This is a genomic window from Nostoc sp. (genome assembly GCF_036917095.1).
Lineage (GTDB): Bacteria > Cyanobacteriota > Cyanobacteriia > Cyanobacteriales > Nostocaceae > Nostoc.
Genome location: NZ_JBALFH010000040.1, coordinates 469,244 through 490,628, shown reverse-complemented (window position 1 = coordinate 490,628; position 21,385 = coordinate 469,244). Strand labels below are relative to the sequence as shown.

Sequence of the window (21,385 nt, the reverse complement as noted above, 5' to 3'; positions counted from 1 at the left end):
AGAAAACAGTCAAGTGGGTCACAAGGAGTAACGGTGTCAGAGTCAAGTGACGAACTAACAGCTTTCTCGCGGCGACAACCCTTAAATCGCCGCCAGCGGCCACAAAAAGTTCAAAAAGTGGTAAAGAAGAAAGTTAAAGTTAACAGCCAGGGGCAACCTGCGAATGGACGAGAAGCGGCGCTAACACGTCCAAAAAATCAGATCGCCCCTCCCCCAAGCCCTGGTGCTACACGCCGCGTAAAATCGGGGTTAGTCATGCCAGAGGCAGTAAAATCAATACCTAGTGTGAAGGGGAAAATTCCTCCCTTCCGACCAGGTGCTGTGATGGTGAAAACAGTGCGGATGGAAAAGCCAAAAATAGGTAGGCGCTCATCGCGGAAGACGCGATTAAAGCCAATGGCCAAAACCATGTTATATGTCGTGCGGTTGTTGATTGTGGGTGTTGGGATGGGTGCGATTGTGGGCACGGTGTTGTCAGTATTAGACCCGGCTAATCGCATCAGCACAACTTCTGCGCCACAATCTAATAGTAATGTGGCGAATGTGGGGCGATCGCAGCCACAACCTACCCAAACTCCCCCAGCCGCAGCTTCGAGCCTATATCTATCCCAAGAAATTACCTCCTTGAAAAATGCCGTGCAAAATTTGGCGGCGACGAACCCAAATCTTACACCCGGAGTTTTCTTAGTAGATTTAGATACTGGTAATTATGTAGATGTTAATGGTTCTACCAGTTTTCCGGCGGCTAGCACAATTAAAGTGCCGATTCTGATTGCTTTTTTCCAGGATGTGGATGCGGGGAAAATTCGCCTGGATGAAATGCTCACCATGCAACAGGATATGATGGCTGGCGGTTCTGGAAATCTGCAATACAAACCAGCCGGAACCCAGTACACCGCTCTGGATGTCGCTACTCAAATGATTACAATCAGCGACAACACCGCTACAAATATGCTGATTGCCCGATTAGGAGGAATGGAGGCTTTAAACCAGCGTTTCCGAAACTGGGGATTGACAATCACAACAATTCGTAATAATCTCCCAGATTTGCAAGGGACAAACACCACCAGTCCGAGAGAATTGGGGAATTTGATGGCTATTGTAAGTCAGGGAAATTTAGTAAGTATGCCATCACGCGATCTCATGCTCGATATCTTGCGTCGCACTCAGAAAGACACTCTGCTACCATCGGGTTTGGGAACAGGTGCAAGAATATATCACAAAACAGGTGATATTGGCACAATGCTGGCAGATGCAGGTTTAATTGTTGTTCCAACTGGTAAGCGCTACATAGCCTCTGTCATGGTACAACGCCCCCAAAACGATCCTCGCGCCGAAAAATTAATTAGCTCAATTTCTCGTGCTGCTTATCAAGAGTTAAGCCAAAATGCTGTCACACCCAACAGCACCACAGGCACTATACCTGCAAATAGTTATCAGCCACAGGTTGTGAATCCTGCTTTACCCAACGGTACGACAGGCACAGCGCCCATGAGTGTTTATCAGCCTCCGATTGTGAGTCCTGTGCCCAATAGTATGGGAGGTACTGTGCCGACAGGTTATCCATCTCCAGTTATGAATCCGCAGTATTATCCGCCAAGATAATTTGGGATTTTTGAATTTTGTATTATTCATGACATCCACCCCTACTCATAAATGAGCGGCGAACTAGAGCGGATTGCCTGCCAACCTCACCCCCTTGAGAGTAACGGTTTTAATCTTAATGCGACTCTGCCATACGACTGTAAAATGGAACACATCGTTTTGGCAATGAATAATTTTGTAGAGTTTTTAGGCTTTATCAATCAACAGCTTTACAGTAAAGAAATGGAACGTCTTGAGGTAATGCTGATGCCAGCTAACTTTAGCAGTATGGTTGGAGAATTCATGATTTCAAATATTCCGAAATACTGCTCTAGCCTGGTTAAAAATCAATATAATAACGGACATCCTGACTTAATTCCTGCTGGGATCTTTCCTAAAAACTCTGTACAGCATTCTCATATTGGTATTGAAGTAAAAGCTTCTCGTTATCAGAGTGGATGGCAGGGACATAATCCCGAAGATACTTGGCTGATGGTATTTGTTTTTGATAGCAACCGCCCTAGTGACGCTGTTCAAGGTATTCAGCCAAAGCCCTTTCATTTTATCAAGGTTGTTGGTGCTAGCCTCACAAAAAATGATTGGTCATTCTCTGGACGTTCAGAAATTAGTCGCAGAACAATAACTGCCAGTGTTACTAAATCTGGATATCAAAAAATGATGTCCAATTGGATTTATCAAATTCCCAATCTACCATAATGTTAATTGCAAGTCTGTAATATTTTGGGAAGGGGTTTCTAAAGTTATCAAGTTAGGAATAGCGGTGCAACTCATCTCGTAATAATCTAAATTCCGCTCAATACCAATGCAGCAAACAGCAACAGCTTCCGCCGCTGCAACTGTCGAACCAGAACCCATAAAAGTATCAGCAATTATACCTTCACCTAAAGGCAGTGCAGCATAAACGACCTGACGTAAAAAAGATTGTGGTTTCAGACTTGGATGATTTGCAATAGCTCGTTCCTTCTGAGGTGTCCTTTCACTGGCAATAACATCACCCAAAGGTGTACCATCTTTGTTGCGTCTTAACCCTCCAGTTTGAAATTCTCGCAAACATTCGCTGAGTTTCATTCCTACTGGTATTGGTTTTCGTAAAATACCCCACGGCTCATAACATCCTCTGAGCATGGAAGACACATTAGGAAATTCATCTTCGGCATTTTTTGGGCGATCGCCACCACGAAGTGTTCTCACCAGGCGAATCAATTCTCCACGAAACTCCAAACCGCCCTCAACTAAAGCAGAGAAAACTAACTGGGAAAGAAATGCATTACTTGCTATAAAAACATGACCACCAGGGCGAAGTACACGTACCACTAGTTTTGCCCATTCTACAAAGAAATTTTTTAAAACAAGACGTTCTTTGGTACTAAGTGCGGTAAATCGTGGTAAAGGTGCGCGTTGATGCCCATCAAATGATGGTGGGATTCTCCAAATACCTCCGTTTCCATTTGCTCTTTTTAGCAACTGGTCAAAATCATATTCTTTCACCCCATAAGGTGGATCTGTAACTACTGCATGAATGCTATTTTCTGGTATTCTACTCAGCCACTCGAAACAGTCTGCGTGCAAAATAACAGATTTACCTATATTTTCTACTTGGTATTCAAAAGCCCATTGATTCATGATTTTAAGTAGTTTGTTTTTATATAAAAATTGTATTTTTATATTCCCATAAATCTGTTAGTTAAATCGATAAAAACAAAGTTAAAAAGCTCAACTATGCTGTTGTCTATTAACTCTTAACTTTTTTGATACCGCATTCCTGGTAGTTGCGAAATTAAACCCATAAGTTCCAACTGTAACAACGCACCGGAAACTGAACCAGCAGCCATGCCGGTTTGTTGGACAATAAAATCGAAGGGTAAAGCTTCACTTGCCAACGCATTCATTACCGTTTGCAATTCTGGTGATAAAGTTGGCAAGCTTAATTGTTCTGGTGCTATGGAAGCCTCGACTCCATCAATTTGTGGTATTGCTCCCAGCATTGTTAACAGTTCATCTAATTCTTTGAGAATGAAAGAAGCTCCTTGATTCAGTAACTTTAAGCACCCTTGGGATGGGTAATCATCTACTCTACCAGGCAGTGCATAGACATCTCTACCAAATTCATTTGCGTAGGTAGCAGTAATTAAAGCACCAGATTTTATTGGCGCTTCCATTACCAGGATGGCGCGGCTTAAACCTGCAATAATTCGGTTACGACGGGGAAAGTGCTTGCGATCGGGTGGGGTTTTTGTAGGGTACTCACTCACGACTAACCCAGCCGTCAAAATCTGCTTGTACAAATCTCGATTTTTATGGGGATAGATGACATCGACACCAGTTCCCAAAACTGCGATCGTGCGTCCACCTGCTTTCATGGCGGCAATGTGGCTTTCTGTGTCAATTCCCTCTGCCATCCCAGAAACAACTGTAAAGCCATTTTTAGCCAAAGCCGTACTAATTTGGCGAGTCCAACGGATACCGTATTCTGAGGGTTGGCGGGTTCCGACAATTCCAACCATCGGTTTTTGTCCGAGATTTTCTTGGAGTTCAACTTCACCGCGATAGTATAAAATCGGCGGAGGACTCGGAGTTTCCAACAATAAGCGGGGATAATCTGCATCTGCCGGCGTCCAGAAATGAGAATTTTCCTGCTGGTGCTTAGTAAATAGTTGTTCTGGGTGCAAACGCGATCGCTGTTGTACTACTTTTTCTAGTGTTTGAAAACCAAAACCCTCTACCTCTCCTAACTGTACCTTGGTAGCGTTCCAAGCTGTTGCCAGCGTGCCAAAATGCTGTTGCAACCGTCGCAGTAATACCGGGCCAATTCCGGAAATTTGCGCCCAAGCTAGCCAATATGCACTTTCTTCTACCACGGTTCCATCCTCACGCCTACTGGTTTGAGTATTCCCAAATTAGGTTTGGCTGTTGATGTGGAGTGGGAGAGTGCGGGAGTTTCTTGAAACATAAAAGTTGAGCCTTTAAGGATGGAAGTTCAGCCTCTGACTATTAAATATTGACTCTTGACTCTTGACTCTTGACTCTTGACCATTGACTATTAACTATTGACTATTCCACTATCTTCTGCGATGCAATATTTCTACCGTCTTTTAATATCCCTATCTGGGTGTTTAATATTTTTGCTGCTGCATAGTGGCTTTGGTTTGTTGCCGAGTTTTGCCGCCGAAAAGATTGTTGCCAGGTACGGTTTGTTTGAACAATCGCTACCCGTGGCAGATATACGCAACTATGCCGAGACACAAAAGGTTTCTGGCGAATTGCAATCTTTTTTAGGTTACCTCAGCGCTGAAGATAAACAGAAATTCCAAGATGCTCTTCAGGTGAAGATGTCGCTTGATATTGCGGCTTTAGATAAGCTGATAAATACAGGAATGGGCAAGCAAATTTTATCTTTTGCTTCCCAAGCGATCGCACGTCGCGATCGAGCCGGTATAGAAGCCCTACGATCGGCCATTATCATCGGAGCAAAATCACCAGAAGGTTTAGGAATAACTAGCTTTCTTGAAGCTTATCCCAGTAATCAGCTAGTTATTGATGTGTCAAAAATTTCTAAGCTAGCTGGCATGGCAAATTTATCTTCTGGTTCTGCTGATGCACCTCCAAAGGACAATGTAAGTTCTTCTTACTTAGGAAAAATTGCACTGCAATATCAGATACTCGCCGCCCAAAATAAACAGTTTTCAGGTTGCTTATTTGGCGATTCTATTTCGGCTGGACTTGGTAATACCCTTGGTGAAGGCACTTTTAATTTTGGCTTAAATGGCTTGAGTACAATCTCATTACTGGAACAACTGAAAAGTTTAATTCCTACCAAGGTGAAATGCGAAAAAGCGATTATTGCCATCGGTGGAAATGATGCTTGGTATGGAATTAGTGATGAGTTGTTTAGCAAAAATCTGCAAGAGGCGATCGCACTTGTCCGCACAATGGGAAATAAAGAGATTTTTCTCATTCCGGCTTTTTATTCAACAGTCGCAGCAAGCTTAGATCCAACTGTATCAGCCCCACTTCCTAAAGTTGAACAAATTAATGCTTTGATTAATCAAGTTGCTGAAACAGAAAAAGTGCCAGTTGCAGCAGCAGGACTAGCACCTTTGTATGAAAATAATGTTCTTAAAGAGAATTTGACGAGTGATGGTGACCATCTAAATGCAGAGGGTTTAAAAATTTATCGACAAGCATTATTACAAATCCTGGGTAAGTAATACCATTTTGGATTTTGGATCGATACGTTCTAAAATCCAAAATTAAATGGCTCCTGACGACTGATATGATGTCCGGGCAATTAAACATAATACCCGGAACCCCACCCTGCCAAAGCTACGCTTGAGGTAACCTCCACACTTGCGGGCATCTGACTTTTCACGTTATCTGGAAAAGCCAACGATTGACCTAACCCCCTAACCCCCAACTCGTCGCGGGAAGGGAGAAAATTCAAAGTCTCTCTCCTTATCCTTAAAGGATGAGAGAAATAGAAGTGAGGTTTTCCAGATACCGTGAAAAGTCAGTGCGGGGAGGGTTTATTTTATTATGGGTAATTTGGCAAACATGATATGACGCCAATATTTTTGGCGGATTGCTTTTAGTCTTTCCAATTCAAAAAGCGAGCATAAATATAAGCGATGGTTTCATCAAGAATTGTCCGTACACCTTGGCTAGAAGCCCACCATTTTTCTGGATCGTAATCTTGGGTCTTGGCAGCAATCACACCAACTTTGATATCAGGATTGAGTAATTTTTTGAAAATTAGCCAACTCCTACGGCTATGAACATCCAAAGAAAAAAGATTAATTGATTGTATCTGTAAATTTGAATTGGATAGCCAGCGATCGAATTCAGCAGCAGATGCATAACTACGATCCTTAACCACAAAAGGTGTTGGAACAGCTACCACTTTTTCTGCTTCTAAACCGAGTTTTATGAAAGTGGCAGCTGATACGTCTGCAAAGTTATTGTATCCGGTAAGATAACTTCCTTTTCCTAAACTACCTCCGGTACTAATTATTTGACGATAAGAACCCTTTTTAAATTCAGTCAAAGCTTCTTCTATAGCGTAATCTGGTAGCCATCCTTCAACAACTAATACTTCTGCTGATTTGATCGGGGAAGTTACGGCGAGAAATGAGTGCACATGAGTAATGGTGAAAAATATTGAATAAGCAATCAAAGCGATCGCAATCGCCCACCCCTGAGCGGTAAGTGTCCACATTTCTTGGCGTATTATTAGTTTTATTTTGGGAAAATTTTGACGCCGACGATTTTTGGCCTGCATTAAACCTTAGCTAAACGTTGCTCTTTCAAGTAGGTAAAGACAGACTTATCTCCAATATCAGCAGGAATTGCTTGCACTGTCTTTCGCAGCGCAAACACCAAAAACAACGTCGCCCAAATTCCTAATAAAACACTTTCCATCTGAGTTGGTAAAATTCCCACCAAATGTCCTAACAACAGTAGCGGTACTATTGGGGTTAATACTTTGGTTTCCAGGCGATTGAAGCAAAAAGCCTCTTTAAAATAAATACCTGTCAAAGCAACGAAGATAAAACCAACTCCAAATAAGGTAATAGGCTGATTGTAAACAGTGAGAGCTAAAGGTTCGCTACTAGTGATTGCCAGAATCACTGATGTTATACTACCGATTGCCCAAAAAATTTGCAACATTCGGTGCAATGATGCCATGTAGATATGAATGGTAAATAAACTTACACCAAGAGCGAGACTAAAACAAGCATATAGAGGTGTAAGTGCGGTAGAAACAGCCTGGTTATTGTTGAGCAAAACCAAAGCGCTGCCTATGGCAAAGCTCAGTGCTGCGACCATTAACCCAGCACGGTAGATAATTACGCCAGTGCGATCGCTCTGAGTAATTGTAAATTCCCCAAACTGACCTTGATAAACTTCTGGTGGAGGTAGTGTTTGCGTAGTCATAATTAAAAATATAGTTACGATTTCCTAATAGAGGACAACGGGAAATTGCTGAAGGGTTACTTTTATTATTATGGGCAATAAGACGAACTTAGTGTCACAATCCCTAAACTCTTTTGTAGGATGGGCACTGCCAACCGTGCGCTCAAACCCTTATTTTTAAGTTGTGTCCAGTGCCCAAAGCCAGTTGGAGCAAAGCGTAAAGTCGAGTCAGCGCTGTCCCTTGCGCGTCTTATGCCAAGAGAAGATGCGTTTCCTGTCGCTCTCGTCTGGCATCAGAGCGAAGGCTTCCTTGATTGTCGCATTACCGCCAATCAATTAAAAGCCTTATTGACAAAGGGCGATCGCTAACCAACCAAAATACTACAAGCAATCAGGATTACCAGATAGAATACTCCATTTATCGTTAATGTTCGCGGTGGTATTAACGCCGTTATAGAAATACACATGAGCAATGCTGTGCCCCTAGCCTACGAATCTATTTACCTCCAAATAGTTGGAATATAACGTTTCCTAATATTATTCTGGACATCTATACAAAAATCTTAAAACTGCTTTCCCCTTGTCTCCTGCGCTCTTAATGATGAATCTTTTGCCGGACATGATATAAATCAATACGCTTGGGTTAAGGGCTACTGGCAAAAATTTTGGGTTTTGGAGTTTTGGAGACGCGATAAATCGCCGTCTCTACAAGTGTTTTGGTCTTATCTGAACTGTATTATGATATAAATGGGTACAGAGCTAACACTATATATGCAGATTTAGCGATCGACAAGACAGTGGAAAGTTCAAGAGCTACTATTAATTGTAATTAAGAATTACAAAATACTGTGACACAGCTTTGAGCAGCGCAGGTTGAAATTTTTTCAACTTGCTTAGGAGCTTGGATTTCAGTAAATAGCTGAATTGCTCGATTAAAATTAGTTTCCCTTTTATCAAGCTTTGCCATCTTTTCATAAGTTAAACCCAATTGAAAATAAGCTTCAGCTAGGTCACACTTTGCACCTATTTTATCCAAAAGTTCGATTGCTTCTGTATGATTAGCCAGGGCTAATACAAAATTTGCTTGTTGTCGATGGATTTCTGCTAAACCATTGAGTGTTTTTGCTTTTACCTGCATATAGTGGCTTTCTTCAGCAAAGCTCAAAGCTTGGTGGAATATTTCATTTGCGTGGGAAAATTCTCCTAAATTAACGTAGGTTTGACCTAAAATTTGGATGAAATAGACAAATCTTCCAGTTTGTTCTACCAGTTTTTCGTTCAAAATATTTTGATAAGCTATATCCACTAATGCATAGGAAGCATCACGCAAACCTAAATAAGAATAGACTAAAGCTAAACATACTGAAGCTTTCTCTGCCCAGCGATGATGCTCGGTATTTTGAGCGAGGTAAATTACTTGTTGAAATAACTTTGCGGCTGCCTCTAGTTCCCACAAATCTATTTTATAAAGACCAATACTTAATAGAGAATCTACCTCTAGCATCCTCAAATAGTAAACTGTATGTTTATTTACTGACTGAGGTACAAGTGATTTGAGCGCTTGTGTGGCCAGATTAATAGTCTTTTCTTGACATGCGATCGCTTGACTAATCTTACCTGTTATCCAATATAGATCGCCCAATATATTATAAAGTTCGCTGAGATTTTGGTCATTTTCCAGATTATTCACAACTTGATGAATTGCTGCAAGTATCGGTTGAATTAAACCCATCCGATACAGCGTACTACCAAGAGGCAAAAACTGCTGCCATTGATTATTTCGACTTTGGAGAATAACCTTTCCAGCCAACTTAAAATCCTGAATTTCTATATAATGATAATATGCTTCCAGAGCTTGCAAAGCATCCTTAAAGGTTTCAATTTGTTTAACACTAGCTGTCCAAAATTCTGCGGCTTTGTGGTTGGCAATTTCCCATTCATCGCTGGGGCGTAAACGTGCGATCGCTTCTGCACGAATCACCGGATGCAACCAGTATTCACCTTTTTCGCACTCAACCAAAGACCGATTTCTCAACGAGGTGATGATTTGGCGATGTCGATCGGGTGGGACATCCCACAGTAAACAAAACAACCCTTGTGATGAGATGGTGGGTATATCTTGATAACGATAACATCCCAAACGGCAAAGTAAGCGATAGGCTTGGGGATCGAGAGCTTGCAGACGATTAATTTGACTAACGGCTAAATTTTTTAAGTCGGTTGCTGCTAACGGATCGGCATGATTTTCTTGCCAATAAAGAACCATATCACCGTCAAAATCTTCTTGAATCGAACCGCAGAGAATTCCCATCGCTTTCGCATTACCTGCGTATGTGCGATGCATAATTTGCAAAGTTGGCGAGTTGATAGCTAATCCACGGTTGCTAAAAAACTGTTGCCATGCGCTTCGATCCAAACCAGGAAGCCGATAGTGATTTACATTTAGCCCAGGTTCGCAAAGGCGATCGCGACTAGTAATTAAGGTAACAGATTGCACTCTAGCATCAGCTAAAACCCGCAATAGTTCTACATAGTTGCGGTGAGAAGCAATCAAGCCACCTTGTCGATCCAGTGCAGGTTCGAGATTGTCAATTAACACCCCAATTCGCCGATTGTGGAGTTCGCGCTTGAGTCGTCCCAAAGTTACCCCAAATTCTACCCCAGGTTCTCGATCGAAGTCTTGTTTGAGCCATTCTTCTACAACTCGTTCGGCGGGGGTGATATTTTGCGTTTCCTTCGCCATCAGCAGTTCTAAAACCAAATCAAACCCCTGAGTTTGCAGATATTGCTGCGCTAGAGTAGTTTTGCCTAAGCCTCCCTCACCTTGGATAACAATAACTTTCGAGCCTTGATTTACCAAAGTATTCAGGTGAGCGATCGCTTCTGTTCGTCCAATAAAATTGGTATCCTCTAATTTTGGGGTGGGTTGGGGCGATCGCGAGTAATCAATCAGACTGGATGATATAGCAGTAGTTTTTCTCAGAACTCGCTCTAAAGTAGCGCGACAATTACTTTTGGTAATCTTTTCTCGCAATACTTTAGAAAGCAGCTTCCATAACTGAGAACCAGCATCCTTGGCGTGTCCTTCCGTACAACCGTAAGAATGAGCGATATCCAAGTATTTTCTACCCAACCAAACTTGCACAAGAATCACTTTTTGCAAATCGCTCAACCGTTCCCCAGTCTGAGGAGGAATTATGGCGTCTAACCATGCTAATGCTGCTTCAGCGTCCATTGGGTAACGACAAAGGTAGTTCAGATTTTAAGGACAACTATAAATTACTCTACAGTTATATTGCTGGAGTTTTCGGATAAGATTCTGTAAACCCGACTTTTTTCCCGACTTTTCCGACCTTGGCTGGAAACCTCCAGCTAAACTGATATAAACCTATGCAAGATGGACTAAACCCTTCTAAGCCTCATCCTGCCAAAATAGGAAAGAAGTTGCACAATTGGTATTAAAAAACCTACAAAATTGTTCTGTATATAGACTAGATTCTTTAGTTTGGGAAAATTTGAGCATAAAATGTCAGAACTAACTGAAGGACTGAAACGAATTCATACATGGTTTACAAAAAATAGACCTGAGCGAATTTCTTGTCTAGCTCCAGGACTTTCGCGTGAATATATTGAACAAAGTACTAGATTTCTGCCATTCAAATTACCTGAAGAGGTTTATGAACTGTATCAATGGCGTAATGGTTCATCAGGATATGACTTTCTATTTGAAAATTATGAATTCATGTCTTTGAATGCAGCTGTAAGTGCTTACCAGGAGCAAATGGGTGAAATTCGCTATCACGAGCGCGAACAAGCATACTGGTTTGAACATAGTTTCCCTATTTTCCAGCTTTGGTGTAACGGCGGTGTTTTGTATACAGTTGTGCCTAATCCACAGAGAAATAGCATCATACGCATATACGACTCAGAATGTAATGACTATTCACTGCGTTACGACAATTTGACTAACCTAATTTTGCATGGAGCAGATTGGTATGAAGCAGCTTACTTTGTGGAAAAGGAAAAAGCTTGGGATATTATAAATGAAGAAATGAGCTGTTTGCTTGATGTCAAATATATGGCAAGAGATTATCTCGCAAATTCAATTATCCGAAAAGGAGCAGCAGTTTCAAGAATATGCGAGGAAATATATCAGCGTTACATTAATGGCGATATCTCATCACCGAACGCATAAAGCCTTTGAGATAAATTTAATCCTCAGCAATTTGGGGAACTACCAGAAGATTAAGCAGCCATTATTGCTTAGTATCAAATGCTTAATTAGTAATAATTATTCCCCTTGGGGAACCATACTTTTGAGCGATTTCTCCTACTAATTTACAGTTTTTACGAATTTTATCATCATAATCATCAGTACCATAATCTTCATCATCATAGTTCCTGGACAACTCTGGCAGAATTGTCCCTACTGTCTCTAAAGCCTCTGCGATCGCTAACATCATATTCGTCAAACTTGGAAACCATAACTTATCTTTAATGCCTTCTCGTTGCAGCACTGGAGAAGTCTCAATCTGAGTTTCTGAACCAACAATGACTAGCTTGCCATTCTCATAGGAAACGAATGGCAAACACTTTGGATCATATATATCTGCATCGCTCGGAGAATAATATTTCTCAGCTTCCTCTAAGGATAGAAAATGAATTAAATCGTCTGCGCCTTCTAACAGGTGCTCTAAGAAGCAATAATAAGTTGAGTTGTCGTTATAAGAACCATCCCAACCATCAGGCATTCGATCCCCAGTGGGCGCACCAGCCCATTGATAAAACTCGTAAGCTTCATCAGACAGCCGGAATGGGAAAAAACTAAGTCTTCTTTCAACCTCTTCAAGACTCATGCCCTGTTTAGTAAAATGAACACCGCTACTTATTCTTTCAAGCGCCTCAGTCAAAATCGACATTACCTTATTATCCTCATGAATTTAAATCGATTTATTGTTAGGGGTTGTCAGGCATTGCATTGTTAGAATATGACAATTTTATCCGAATACAATACAGTTAAGTATTTCTTCCTTTGCGTTCTTTGCGTTCTTAGCGGTTCGTTAAAAATTGACTTTGACAAAGAGTTAAGCCTTAACTGAACCGGATTGAATTTTATCCAACTTTTTCCCCGACTCTTCCAACTGAATCATATAAAACTGCCGACTTCAGCCGACTGACAAAACGAAGTGCGATCGCTTAGGCTATTGGGCATAGAGATAAAAATTTAAGTATAAAAGTATGCTTAACACCCTCAGCCCAATCACAAAAGACTTAGCAGACCAAAGCTATCTCAGTCCTCATTACTTACAAACACAGCGCCGCATTCGTTCCCTCATAGACAAATATATTGCAGTCGAAAAACTACATGAACGTCTGCAAGATTTACCGATACAGTTTGCCAATCCCCAACCGCGTCCCTGGAAACTCATCGACTGGCAAACGATTAACCGCAATCAAATTATCGGCTTAGACGCAGAGGTATTTTTATCTATATTAATAGGTGCGATGGATACAGAAGCTCCCATTCGCGGTTATACCCAAACTAGTCGCCATTATTTGGAATTGCATCCTCAGATGGCTCGGTTTGTTGGTGGAACTGTCGGTGAAAATGGCGAACTACTGGAACTTGGTTTGTGGGAAAAGGAAGAACGTCAACATACACCCGCATTAATCAAAATCTACACCCAATTAACAGGCGAGAAAATTACCCCAAAACTTCGGACTGTTAGAAGCTATCTCCCCACACATGACGCCAAGGAAGACTTATATCGCCACGGCTTACACCGCATTGCCACAGAATACGGTGCTACCTGTCTTTATATTTGGTTAATGGCTCACACCACTGGCGCACTCCAGGATGTTCTAGAGGAACTAGCACAAGATGAAATCAACCACATGACCAAATTCTGGGGGTTTGGAGTCTGGGCTTTCCCTGATACTGGGTTGATGCGAATTGGACGCACGTTGATTAAAACGCGATCGCAAAATTATCAGCGTAACAACCTCATGCGTACTCTCCGCCGGATGATGGGTACCCTCAACTGGAATGCTTGGTCATTAACCAACAAAACAACTCTCCTCTTCACCTTCACTTACACAATGCATCGTTTGTGGAGTTGGAACAACACCCTCACACCAGAGTACTTACAAAATTTATTTGAAATTACTCATTAACGCGATGTCCAACTTATTCTTAGAACCCCACTTCCATTCCTCTCCCCGAAACGGAGAGAGGCTTTGACTCTTGCTCCCCAACGCTAGCAGGGAAGGGGCTGGGGGTTAGGTTTGAAAGAAAGATTGCACACAGCGCTCATTAGTAAAAACAAATGACAAAGGACAAATGACAAATGATTAATGACAAATCAAAATTACCTAGCGATTTAAACCCCCAAAAAATCCCCCAACATATCGCCGTCATCATGGATGGTAACGGGCGATGGGCAACCAGTCGAGGATTACCGCGCATCGCTGGACATCGCCAAGGAGCAAAAACGATCAAAGAACTATTGCGTTGCTGCAAAGATTGGGGAGTCAAAGCTTTGACAGCATACGCTTTCTCAACAGAAAATTGGCAGCGTCCCATTGAAGAAGTGAATTTTCTGATGCATTTGTTTGAGCGATTACTACACCGCGAGTTAGCTCAGATGCATCAAGAAGGTGTACGAATCTCCTTTATTGGAGATTTATCGGCTTTACCCAAGTCTCTACAGACAGAAATGGAACGTTCAATGACAGAGACGTTAAACAATCAAGCAATCCACTTTACTGTTGCAGTCAACTATGGTAGCCGCAACGAAATTACCAGAGTTTGCCGTCAAGTAGCTCAACTCGTAGAACAGGGCAAACTCAGCGCCCAAGAAGTGAATGAAAGTCTTGTAGAACAACATCTCTACACAGCAGATACTCCAGAACCCGATTTACTGATTCGTACCAGTGGTGAGATGCGATTGAGTAATTTTCTTTTGTGGCAAATGGCGTATACAGAGATGTATTTCACCGATATTTTTTGGCCAGATTTTAATCGAGAAGCATTTCATCAGGCTTTGTTGAACTACCAAAGTCGCGATCGCCGTTTTGGTCAAGTTAAAGCTTCACTGTCAGCTTAGTGTACCAAACACCAGACATCACCTCAAAATTAAACCGGATTTTTGCCATAAGGAGATAAAGTAAAAGCACCCATATTACCACGATGGTATATGAGCGCTAAAAAATAAGAACATTATCGAGGATAATCTATCTGCTATGACAGACCGAAGTAGCTATAAGAATAACAGGCGTTGGGTAAATAAACTGCAAGGGTAGTTACAAATGTTTTGTTAAAAATACTACTTCCCGTAAATGCAATGCTTGATTTAGCCAAAATCCAATCGATTGCTCAATCCTATTCTCCTCAAGAACTCTTTGCTGCCTTGGTTTGGCAGCGTCGGTTCAATGAGTTTGATGGCGAAGAAGTGATTACCGATCTTTCCAGCCACACAAATTTATGGGCAAGCTTTCTGTTCACAAAACCAATCTTTGCACCAGATGAAAACGGTTTAAGCTTTGGTGGTATGGTCGATACCCTTCTTGCAATGGCAAACTATCGTCCCATGCCTGAAACCAGCATTATCCATTTCATTGCCTATCCTGCCGATACACTGTACATTCTGGCAGAGAACCAAGACACAAAAGTATCTCAGCTTTTAGACTTGGGCAAAAAATGGCGGGCTGACTCAGTAGAGGTAAGTGATGGCACGAATGAAGACTACGGTTTGCGCCTGAAGCGCCAACTGAGAACTAGATTGGAAGGGGCGCTATCAGGTGAAGATGTTCGCCAATATTCTGATGCGGTGATTGTTTGTTATTGGTGGGATTGAATACTTAAAATATCTCAACCAGAGATATTGTGGGCTACAGCTGTTTTCCTGCCGATCTTAGCCTGCATCTAGATTGAGCAGCGATCGCAGTCTCTTGATTTTTTTAAGTAAATCATTCTTTAGTAGGTATAGAGCCGCGGATCTCGGCTCTATACCTATATTCGTCAATATCACAAAATCAGACTGATGTAATTATTATTTTGTCAATAGTAATTATAAGAACTATCAATACAATTGGTTGTTAATTCTTTTCAAAAATAGTATTTACTATTATTTAATAGTTGCGATATAAGCCGATGTTCTGGTAAGCCAATTCAGAAAAAATCTGAAAACCAAAATTTAAAGTTAACAAGATTTTCTTGCTCAACATACTTTAAATTTACTTATCAATCCATTTTAAAATCGCAATCAATTTTTTCACTATTTTAAAGGTGTTGGGAGTTATCATGGCTAAATATCTACTAGCTTCTGCTAGTGGGATGGGATTTTTATGTTTAATTGCCGGGTTATCACCTGTGCAAGCCCTTCCTAATTTAGAAAGTGCAGAGAAAAACGTAGCTGTTAATCAAGATGATGGCAGGGATCAAAAAAATGATTCTCATCAAAGCAATTTAGCAAAAAATATCTCTAGTGAATTGCTAATAGCTAATGAAAGTCAAAAAAAATTATCCTCAATCAATCAACAGCAAAAAAATCAATATTTAGAGGTAGATTCTGCTGTTAACTTTTGGCAGCCAATCACACCACAGCCTGCAAGTTCATCTCCATCCTCATACAAACTTGCACAAGTAACATCCGTATCCCAATTGTCTGATGTACAGCCTACTGATTGGGCATTTCAGGCACTCCAATCTTTAGTCGAGCGATATGGTTGTATCGCAGGTTATCCCAATCAAACCTATCGCGGTAATCGGGCGATGACTCGCTATGAATTTGCTGCTGGCTTAAATGCTTGTTTAGAGCGAATTAACGAATTAATTGCGACTGCAACTGGTGATTTGGTCAAGAAAGAAGATTTAGCCACGTTGCAGAAACTACAAGAACAATTTGCGGCAGAATTGGCAACATTGCGGGGTCGAGTAGATGCTGTAGAAGCTCGCACAGCAGAACTAGAAGCAAATCAGTTTTCTACTACGACCAAACTGAATGGAGAGGTAATCATTGCTGGTGTTGGTGCTAGTGGCGGCGCTCCTAATGACAGCGACCCGAACATCATCCTAGTCAATAGAGTGCGGTTAAATCTCACCACTAGCTTTACTGGTAAAGATTCATTAATTACTGGATTGCAAGCCTATAACTTTTTGGGTGGAGCCACTGGAGAGGGTAGCTTACAACAAGGTTTAGGATTAGCTTCGCCGCTTTTAAGTGCAAGTAGCGCTCGTACCAGTTTTGAGCCGCAATTTCCGGGGTTAAATGTCAATACTTTGTCGGGTGTTGGCGCAAACAGCGTTCAGCTTTACAAATTGCTGTATATTTTTCCCGTCGCTAATAAATTAACCTTGTTTGCGGGAACTGCGGCGGAAACATCAGATGCTTTCCCAGCAATTACGCCTTTTTATGGTGAAGGACAAGAGTCAATATCTCGTTTCGCCGGTTTGAATCCTGTGCTACGGGTTTCTGGTGGAACTTCAGGTACTGGTTTAGCATCGGCGGCGGGATTTATTTTTAATATTTCGCCAAATTTGGATTTAAGAGCTTTATACGGCAGCGTAAATGCCAATTTACCCGAAAAGTCTGCTAATGAGGCAGTTCCAGGAGTTTCTACTACACCTTTGGGAGCAGGTTTATTTAGTGGTAGTAGTATTATTGCCACACAGTTAACCTTCAAGCCAATTCCCGCTCTGGATATTGGTTTAAACTATGCCCACAGTTATCACGAAATCAATATTTTGGCTACAGGATTAGTTAGTAGTGATATCGGTGCTTTAGCAGGGGTTGCAACTGGAACACCGCTCACACTCAACTCTGTTGGCGGTACGGTAACATGGCGATTGTCTCCCAAGATAGCCTTATCTGGCTACGGTGCAGCAATATTTGTTGATGCTGCTTCCAATAGCGTGGATGCTTCCACCACCTTTACAAGTTGGATGGCGGGAATTCACTTCAAAGATTTATTCAAGTCAGGAAACACTGCCGGAATTCTTTTTGGTCAGCCGCTTTTCCGTAGTGATACTGGTGGTTCTGCTCAACTTACGCCCACAGGCGACAATCGGGCGACTCCTTACCATTTAGAAGCCTATTACCGCCTTCAAGTTAGCGATAATATCAGCATTACCCCTGGTGCGTTTGTTCTCTTTAACCCAGAAGGTAACAGCAACAATGAGACTACGACTGTAGGTGTACTTCGGACTACTTTTACGTTTTAAGAGATTGGGAGTAGGGAGTGGCTGACTTACCAAAACATAATCAAACAAGTTAGCTATTTCTTTACTACTCTCTCTTACAACTTCCTTAGCTGCATCCTTAAAATAGCCATTCCATCATTTCCTCACACGTTTTCACGGAATAATTAGTAAGCAGATATCCTCCGAAAAATAACACTCCTGAAAAGAAGTGTTGAGGATAAAATAATGACTAATAAATAGAAACTCGCTGAACGTTTATCGAGTAATCTTATTTTGTGTTTTAGAAAAATATGGTCGCTTTGCCGAAAATATCCTGTTCAAAGCCGATGCTATGCCTACGGCAGGCTACGCTGCACTAAAAATAAAGGGGAGCACCCCAATTTTGCAATGACAATTTATAACCTGAGTTTGATATAACTTACACATTTGGAATGCCAGGGCTATTTCGTTCTAGACATAAACCGCCCAGAACTAAAGTTCCGGGCTAATAGCCCAAGTCCACGCTTAGTGGACTAAAAGCCTTTCTAGTCGTCTTTAGACGAATGAGTGCTATTAGCCTCAGAATTTATTCTGAGGTGGGCTAGATGAGAATGAAATAGCCCTGTTTGGAATGCTCCCAAATAAAGTAAGTAACCGTAGCCCATCGTAGACATCGCCCTAGAGATAACCTAATTGTTTTTTCTACCTAAGTTAACAGTTTGATTTGAAATTTGGTGCTTTTGTATAACTCGCTCAATCTGGCAAGTCACCGCATCTATTCTATGTTTAACTTTATCAAAGTCAATATTCACCCAAATATAGGCTTTATCAGGTTTTTGCTGTTTAGAATTCATATATTGCTTTACTTGTCAAGATACTTTGTTATATCTATACAATATATACATCTCAACTTCTAAACTACTTTCTCTAGACATATAAGTAGATATGCTTAATATTTACTTAAGATTTTACTCGGTGATTCGTAGGGTTATAGGTAGCTGTGCACCCCCACTAAAAAAGACGCGATATTCCGCGCCTCTGCCAGCTAAAATCGAAATTTTAAGTGTTAGCTTAAACCTTTGTTTGTAGATATTGTACTAACTGCGGTGCTTGCATCACTCCCTCTATCCGATCCACAGGCTGACCTTGCTTAAATAGTACTAAGGTTGGGAGAGAAGCAATTTTATACTGAGTAGCCAAATCTGTGTATTTCTCTGTGTCGATTTTAACAATTCGCAGGCGATCCTTAAGCTGGGCATTGACTTGCTCTAAAATTGGCACCATCATTTGGCATGGGCCACACCAGTCAGCGTAAAAATCTACTAATACAGGTACATCAGAAGCAGACAGCATCTCTTCAAAGCTGTTAAATTGCTTTTTAGTTGCCATGTGATACACACCGATTTTCAATTGTTTGTTTCAATAGTAATTCTTAGAAAAAAAAAGCGGTATAGGTTTATGGGTTTTTGTTGAAAAAGGATTAAATTAGTCAATATAGAATGATTTGCCAACAAAAAATCTTAAATAATTATAATAAAATCCGTATATTATTCTTGTTTGTGTATATGGATTAAATATGTATTTAAACCTATTCTGACTAAGCAAATAACTATAGATATTTAATTATCCAGACAATATTCAGATGTTCCCGAAATCACCATAAGATAATTAGCGCGGTATTTCTAAGATTGAGGAACATTAAATGACACTATTACAAGATAAAGTCGCAATTGTCACAGGTGCTTCACGAGGAATTGGCCGAGCGATCGCAATTGAATTAGCCTCACAAGGAGCGATCGCAGTTGTCAATTATGCCAATTCTAGTGCTGCTGCTGAGGCAGTTGTTGCAGAAATTACAGCAGCAGGAGGTCAGGCGATCGCGATCCAAGCTGATGTTTCTAAAGGCGAGCAAGTAGACGCATTAGTTAACGCCGTCATGGGAAAGTTTAGCCGTGTGGATATCTTGGTCAACAACGCAGGTATTACGCGCGACACACTACTTTTGCGTTTGAAGCCAGAAGATTGGCAAGCAGTGATAGACCTTAATCTAACTGGTGTTTTCTTATGTACACGTGCCGCCAGTAAAATCATGCTGAAGCAGCGATCGGGGCGGATTATCAACATTACTTCTGTTGCTGGGCAAATGGGCAACCCAGGACAATCAAACTACAGCGCTGCCAAAGCGGGTGTAATCGGCTTCACCAAAAGCGTTGCCAAAGAACTCGCTACTCGTGGGATCACCGTTAACGCCGTCGCCCCTGGATTCATCACCACCGATATGACCAGCGATCTCAACAACCCCGAAGATATTCTGAAATACATTCCCCTCGGTCGTTTCGGTCAACCCGAAGAAGTCGCCGGGATGGTGCGCTTCCTCGCCGCCGATCCCGCCGCCGCCTACGTCACTGGACAAGTTTTTAATGTCGATGGCGGCATGGTAATGGCGTAAATAGTTCTGAGTTAGGAGTTAGTGATTTTTGTAGGGTGCGTTACGCCGTAGGCTAACGCACCGATTTTATCTGTGCTTGACTTCAGTAAGGCTAGCATTGCAATGTCTACCCTACAAACAACTAAGGTTGTTGGCGTATCCTTTGCCAGACTGTAAAGCCCAAAAGCAGGATAATGCTACTGGCGGTTGTCAGCATCACAGCCAAACTCATACCTTGTATTCTCATCGCCAGCAAGTTGAAAACTAAGGTAATTGACCAAAGGGTAAACGCAGCATTGCGCTGGGAGAGTCCCCAAGCAAGTAAGCGGTGGTGCAGGTGGTCTTTGCCAGGAGTACTGAGAGGGTTATTTCCTGCTAGTAGCCGCCGCACAAATACTTGAGTGGTGTCTAGCACCGGTAACAACAGAAATAAAACCGTAGGAATTAGCGCATAAACTGTGTTTTGTTGCAGTTTTCCTAAAATGCTAGTTGCTGCCAGTACATAGCCGAAAAAGTATGCTCCGGCATCACCCATAATAATTCGTGATGGATGGAAGTTATGGCGTAAAAATCCTAGTGCAGCACCTCCCAAAGCTGCAAGTACTAAGATTGCCGCGGCACGATTGTTAAATTGAGCTGCAACGCCCAACAAACTCATGGCGGTAATAAAGCTGATTCCTCCTGCCAAGCCATCCATACCATCCATCAAGTTGATGGCATTAGTAATCCCCACTACCCATAGCACTGTTAGCAACATGGACAGAAGCGAGTCGATGGGAGTGCCAAACAGGACTCTGACACTGATGCCATTAGCTACCAGCAACAGTGCCGTGACAATTTGCGCCCACAATCGAACAGAGGGCGGTAAGCCAAACTGATCGTCAATAAAGCCCACAAGGACTAATATCGAACCCCCCAACAGAATAGTGAGCACCTGAGCCAATACGGTTTGGAGTTCGATCGGTCGTAAAAGGCTAGCTAATACCAGCGCGGCAATTACACCCGCGTAGATAGCCAACCCCCCTGCGTTGGGTAAAGGTTCTCGATTGAGTCGCCGGGCGTTGGGTTGGTCAGCCCAACCTACCCGCAAGGCGAATTTGCGTACTGTCGGAATTAAACGCCAAGTTACAAGCCAAGCCAAGAGGAACGTAAATACTACCGCCAACCAGCCGGTGCCGCTAGGGTCGGCAATACCAAGGGACTTAAGGGAGTTGTCTAGATTCATCTCCCAATTCAAGCATTACTGCCAGTATCTAATATGA

General features: G+C 41.9%; 18 protein-coding genes. 9 read left to right on the top strand and 9 right to left on the bottom strand.

Translation table 11 applies throughout. From position 1 onward, the window contains the following. Positions 1-33 precede the first annotated feature (33 nt). A complete protein-coding gene (locus tag V7L01_RS21745) occupies positions 34-1,605 on the top strand; it encodes a serine hydrolase (protein WP_335038304.1) in 1,572 nt (523 codons plus the stop codon). 51 nt (positions 1,606-1,656) lie between these two features. After that, complete coding sequence (locus tag V7L01_RS21740) at positions 1,657-2,301, top strand: hypothetical protein (protein ID WP_335038301.1); 645 nt, start codon at positions 1,657-1,659, stop codon at positions 2,299-2,301. Here the strand turns inward: V7L01_RS21740 and V7L01_RS21735 are convergent. Further along, positions 2,293-3,228 carry a DNA-methyltransferase gene (locus V7L01_RS21735; protein WP_335038299.1) on the bottom strand — a complete coding sequence of 312 codons (936 nt, stop codon included), beginning with the start codon at positions 3,226-3,228 and terminating at the stop codon, positions 2,293-2,295. The genes V7L01_RS21740 and V7L01_RS21735 overlap by 9 nt on opposite strands. A 116-nt stretch (positions 3,229-3,344) precedes the next feature. Beyond that, positions 3,345-4,463: a DNA-processing protein DprA gene (dprA, locus tag V7L01_RS21730; RefSeq protein WP_335038298.1), complete on the bottom strand. Its 1,119-nt coding sequence runs from the start codon at positions 4,461-4,463 to the stop codon at positions 3,345-3,347. 189 nt (positions 4,464-4,652) lie between these two features. Between dprA and V7L01_RS21725 the strand changes: the two genes are divergently transcribed. After that, on the top strand, positions 4,653-5,813 hold the full coding sequence (locus tag V7L01_RS21725) for an alpha/beta hydrolase (protein ID WP_335038296.1): 1,161 nt from the start codon (positions 4,653-4,655) through the stop codon (positions 5,811-5,813). A 377-nt stretch (positions 5,814-6,190) separates the two neighbouring features. Here the strand turns inward: V7L01_RS21725 and V7L01_RS21720 are convergent, their stop codons facing one another. From V7L01_RS21720 to V7L01_RS21710, 3 genes are all read right to left on the bottom strand, one after another. Beyond that, on the bottom strand, positions 6,191-6,880 hold the full coding sequence (locus tag V7L01_RS21720) for an ElyC/SanA/YdcF family protein (protein ID WP_335038294.1): 690 nt from the start codon (positions 6,878-6,880) through the stop codon (positions 6,191-6,193). Further along, complete coding sequence (locus V7L01_RS21715) at positions 6,880-7,536, bottom strand: DUF2301 domain-containing membrane protein (protein WP_335038292.1); 657 nt, start codon at positions 7,534-7,536, stop codon at positions 6,880-6,882. Before V7L01_RS21715 ends, V7L01_RS21720 begins: the two co-directional genes overlap by 1 nt. Positions 7,537-8,344: 808 nt before the next feature. Further along, entirely contained in the window at positions 8,345-10,750 is a 2,406-nt protein-coding gene (locus V7L01_RS21710; RefSeq protein ID WP_335038290.1) for a tetratricopeptide repeat protein, read from the bottom strand. 291 nt (positions 10,751-11,041) lie between these two features. On the opposite strand from V7L01_RS21710, the gene V7L01_RS21705 reads away from it, so the two are divergent. Continuing rightward, positions 11,042-11,710, top strand: a complete 669-nt coding sequence (locus tag V7L01_RS21705) for an SMI1/KNR4 family protein (protein WP_335038288.1) — start codon at positions 11,042-11,044, stop codon at positions 11,708-11,710. Between the two features lie 82 nt (positions 11,711-11,792). On the opposite strand, the gene V7L01_RS21700 is transcribed toward V7L01_RS21705, so the two are convergent. Beyond that, positions 11,793-12,434, bottom strand: a complete 642-nt coding sequence (locus tag V7L01_RS21700) for a hypothetical protein (protein WP_335038286.1) — start codon at positions 12,432-12,434, stop codon at positions 11,793-11,795. 319 nt (positions 12,435-12,753) lie between these two features. Between V7L01_RS21700 and V7L01_RS21695 the strand changes: the two genes are divergently transcribed. The 4 genes from V7L01_RS21695 (at position 12,754) to V7L01_RS21680 (ending at position 17,737) form a co-directional block, all read left to right on the top strand. Continuing rightward, positions 12,754-13,689 carry a ferritin-like domain-containing protein gene (locus tag V7L01_RS21695; RefSeq protein WP_335038284.1) on the top strand — a complete coding sequence of 312 codons (936 nt, stop codon included), beginning with the start codon at positions 12,754-12,756 and terminating at the stop codon, positions 13,687-13,689. Positions 13,690-13,862: 173 nt separating this feature from the next. After that, entirely contained in the window at positions 13,863-14,621 is a 759-nt protein-coding gene (locus V7L01_RS21690) for an isoprenyl transferase (protein ID WP_335038282.1), read from the top strand. Positions 14,622-14,858: 237 nt separating this feature from the next. Then, on the top strand, positions 14,859-15,371 hold the full coding sequence (locus V7L01_RS21685) for a hypothetical protein (protein WP_335038280.1): 513 nt from the start codon (positions 14,859-14,861) through the stop codon (positions 15,369-15,371). 446 nt (positions 15,372-15,817) lie between these two features. Beyond that, a complete protein-coding gene (locus tag V7L01_RS21680) occupies positions 15,818-17,737 on the top strand; it encodes an iron uptake porin (RefSeq protein ID WP_335038278.1) in 1,920 nt (639 codons plus the stop codon). Between the two features lie 647 nt (positions 17,738-18,384). Here V7L01_RS21680 and V7L01_RS21675 read toward each other — a convergent pair. Together V7L01_RS21675 and trxA are read right to left on the bottom strand one after the other, a co-directional pair. After that, the gene (locus V7L01_RS21675; RefSeq protein ID WP_335038277.1) at positions 18,385-18,549 is read right to left on the bottom strand and encodes a hypothetical protein; all 165 of its coding nucleotides are present in this window, start codon (positions 18,547-18,549) and stop codon (positions 18,385-18,387) included. 217 nt (positions 18,550-18,766) lie between these two features. Next, positions 18,767-19,084: a thioredoxin gene (trxA, locus tag V7L01_RS21670; RefSeq protein ID WP_229467763.1), complete on the bottom strand. Its 318-nt coding sequence runs from the start codon at positions 19,082-19,084 to the stop codon at positions 18,767-18,769. Between the two features lie 313 nt (positions 19,085-19,397). Here trxA and fabG point away from each other — a divergent pair, with 313 nt between their 5' ends. After that, positions 19,398-20,144 (top strand): 3-oxoacyl-[acyl-carrier-protein] reductase, encoded by a 747-nt coding sequence (fabG, locus tag V7L01_RS21665; protein ID WP_335038275.1) that lies wholly within the window; start codon positions 19,398-19,400, stop codon positions 20,142-20,144. Between the two features lie 121 nt (positions 20,145-20,265). Here the strand turns inward: fabG and V7L01_RS21660 are convergent, their stop codons facing one another. Continuing rightward, positions 20,266-21,348: an MraY family glycosyltransferase gene (locus V7L01_RS21660; protein ID WP_335038273.1), complete on the bottom strand. Its 1,083-nt coding sequence runs from the start codon at positions 21,346-21,348 to the stop codon at positions 20,266-20,268. Positions 21,349-21,385: the final 37 nt, after the last annotated feature.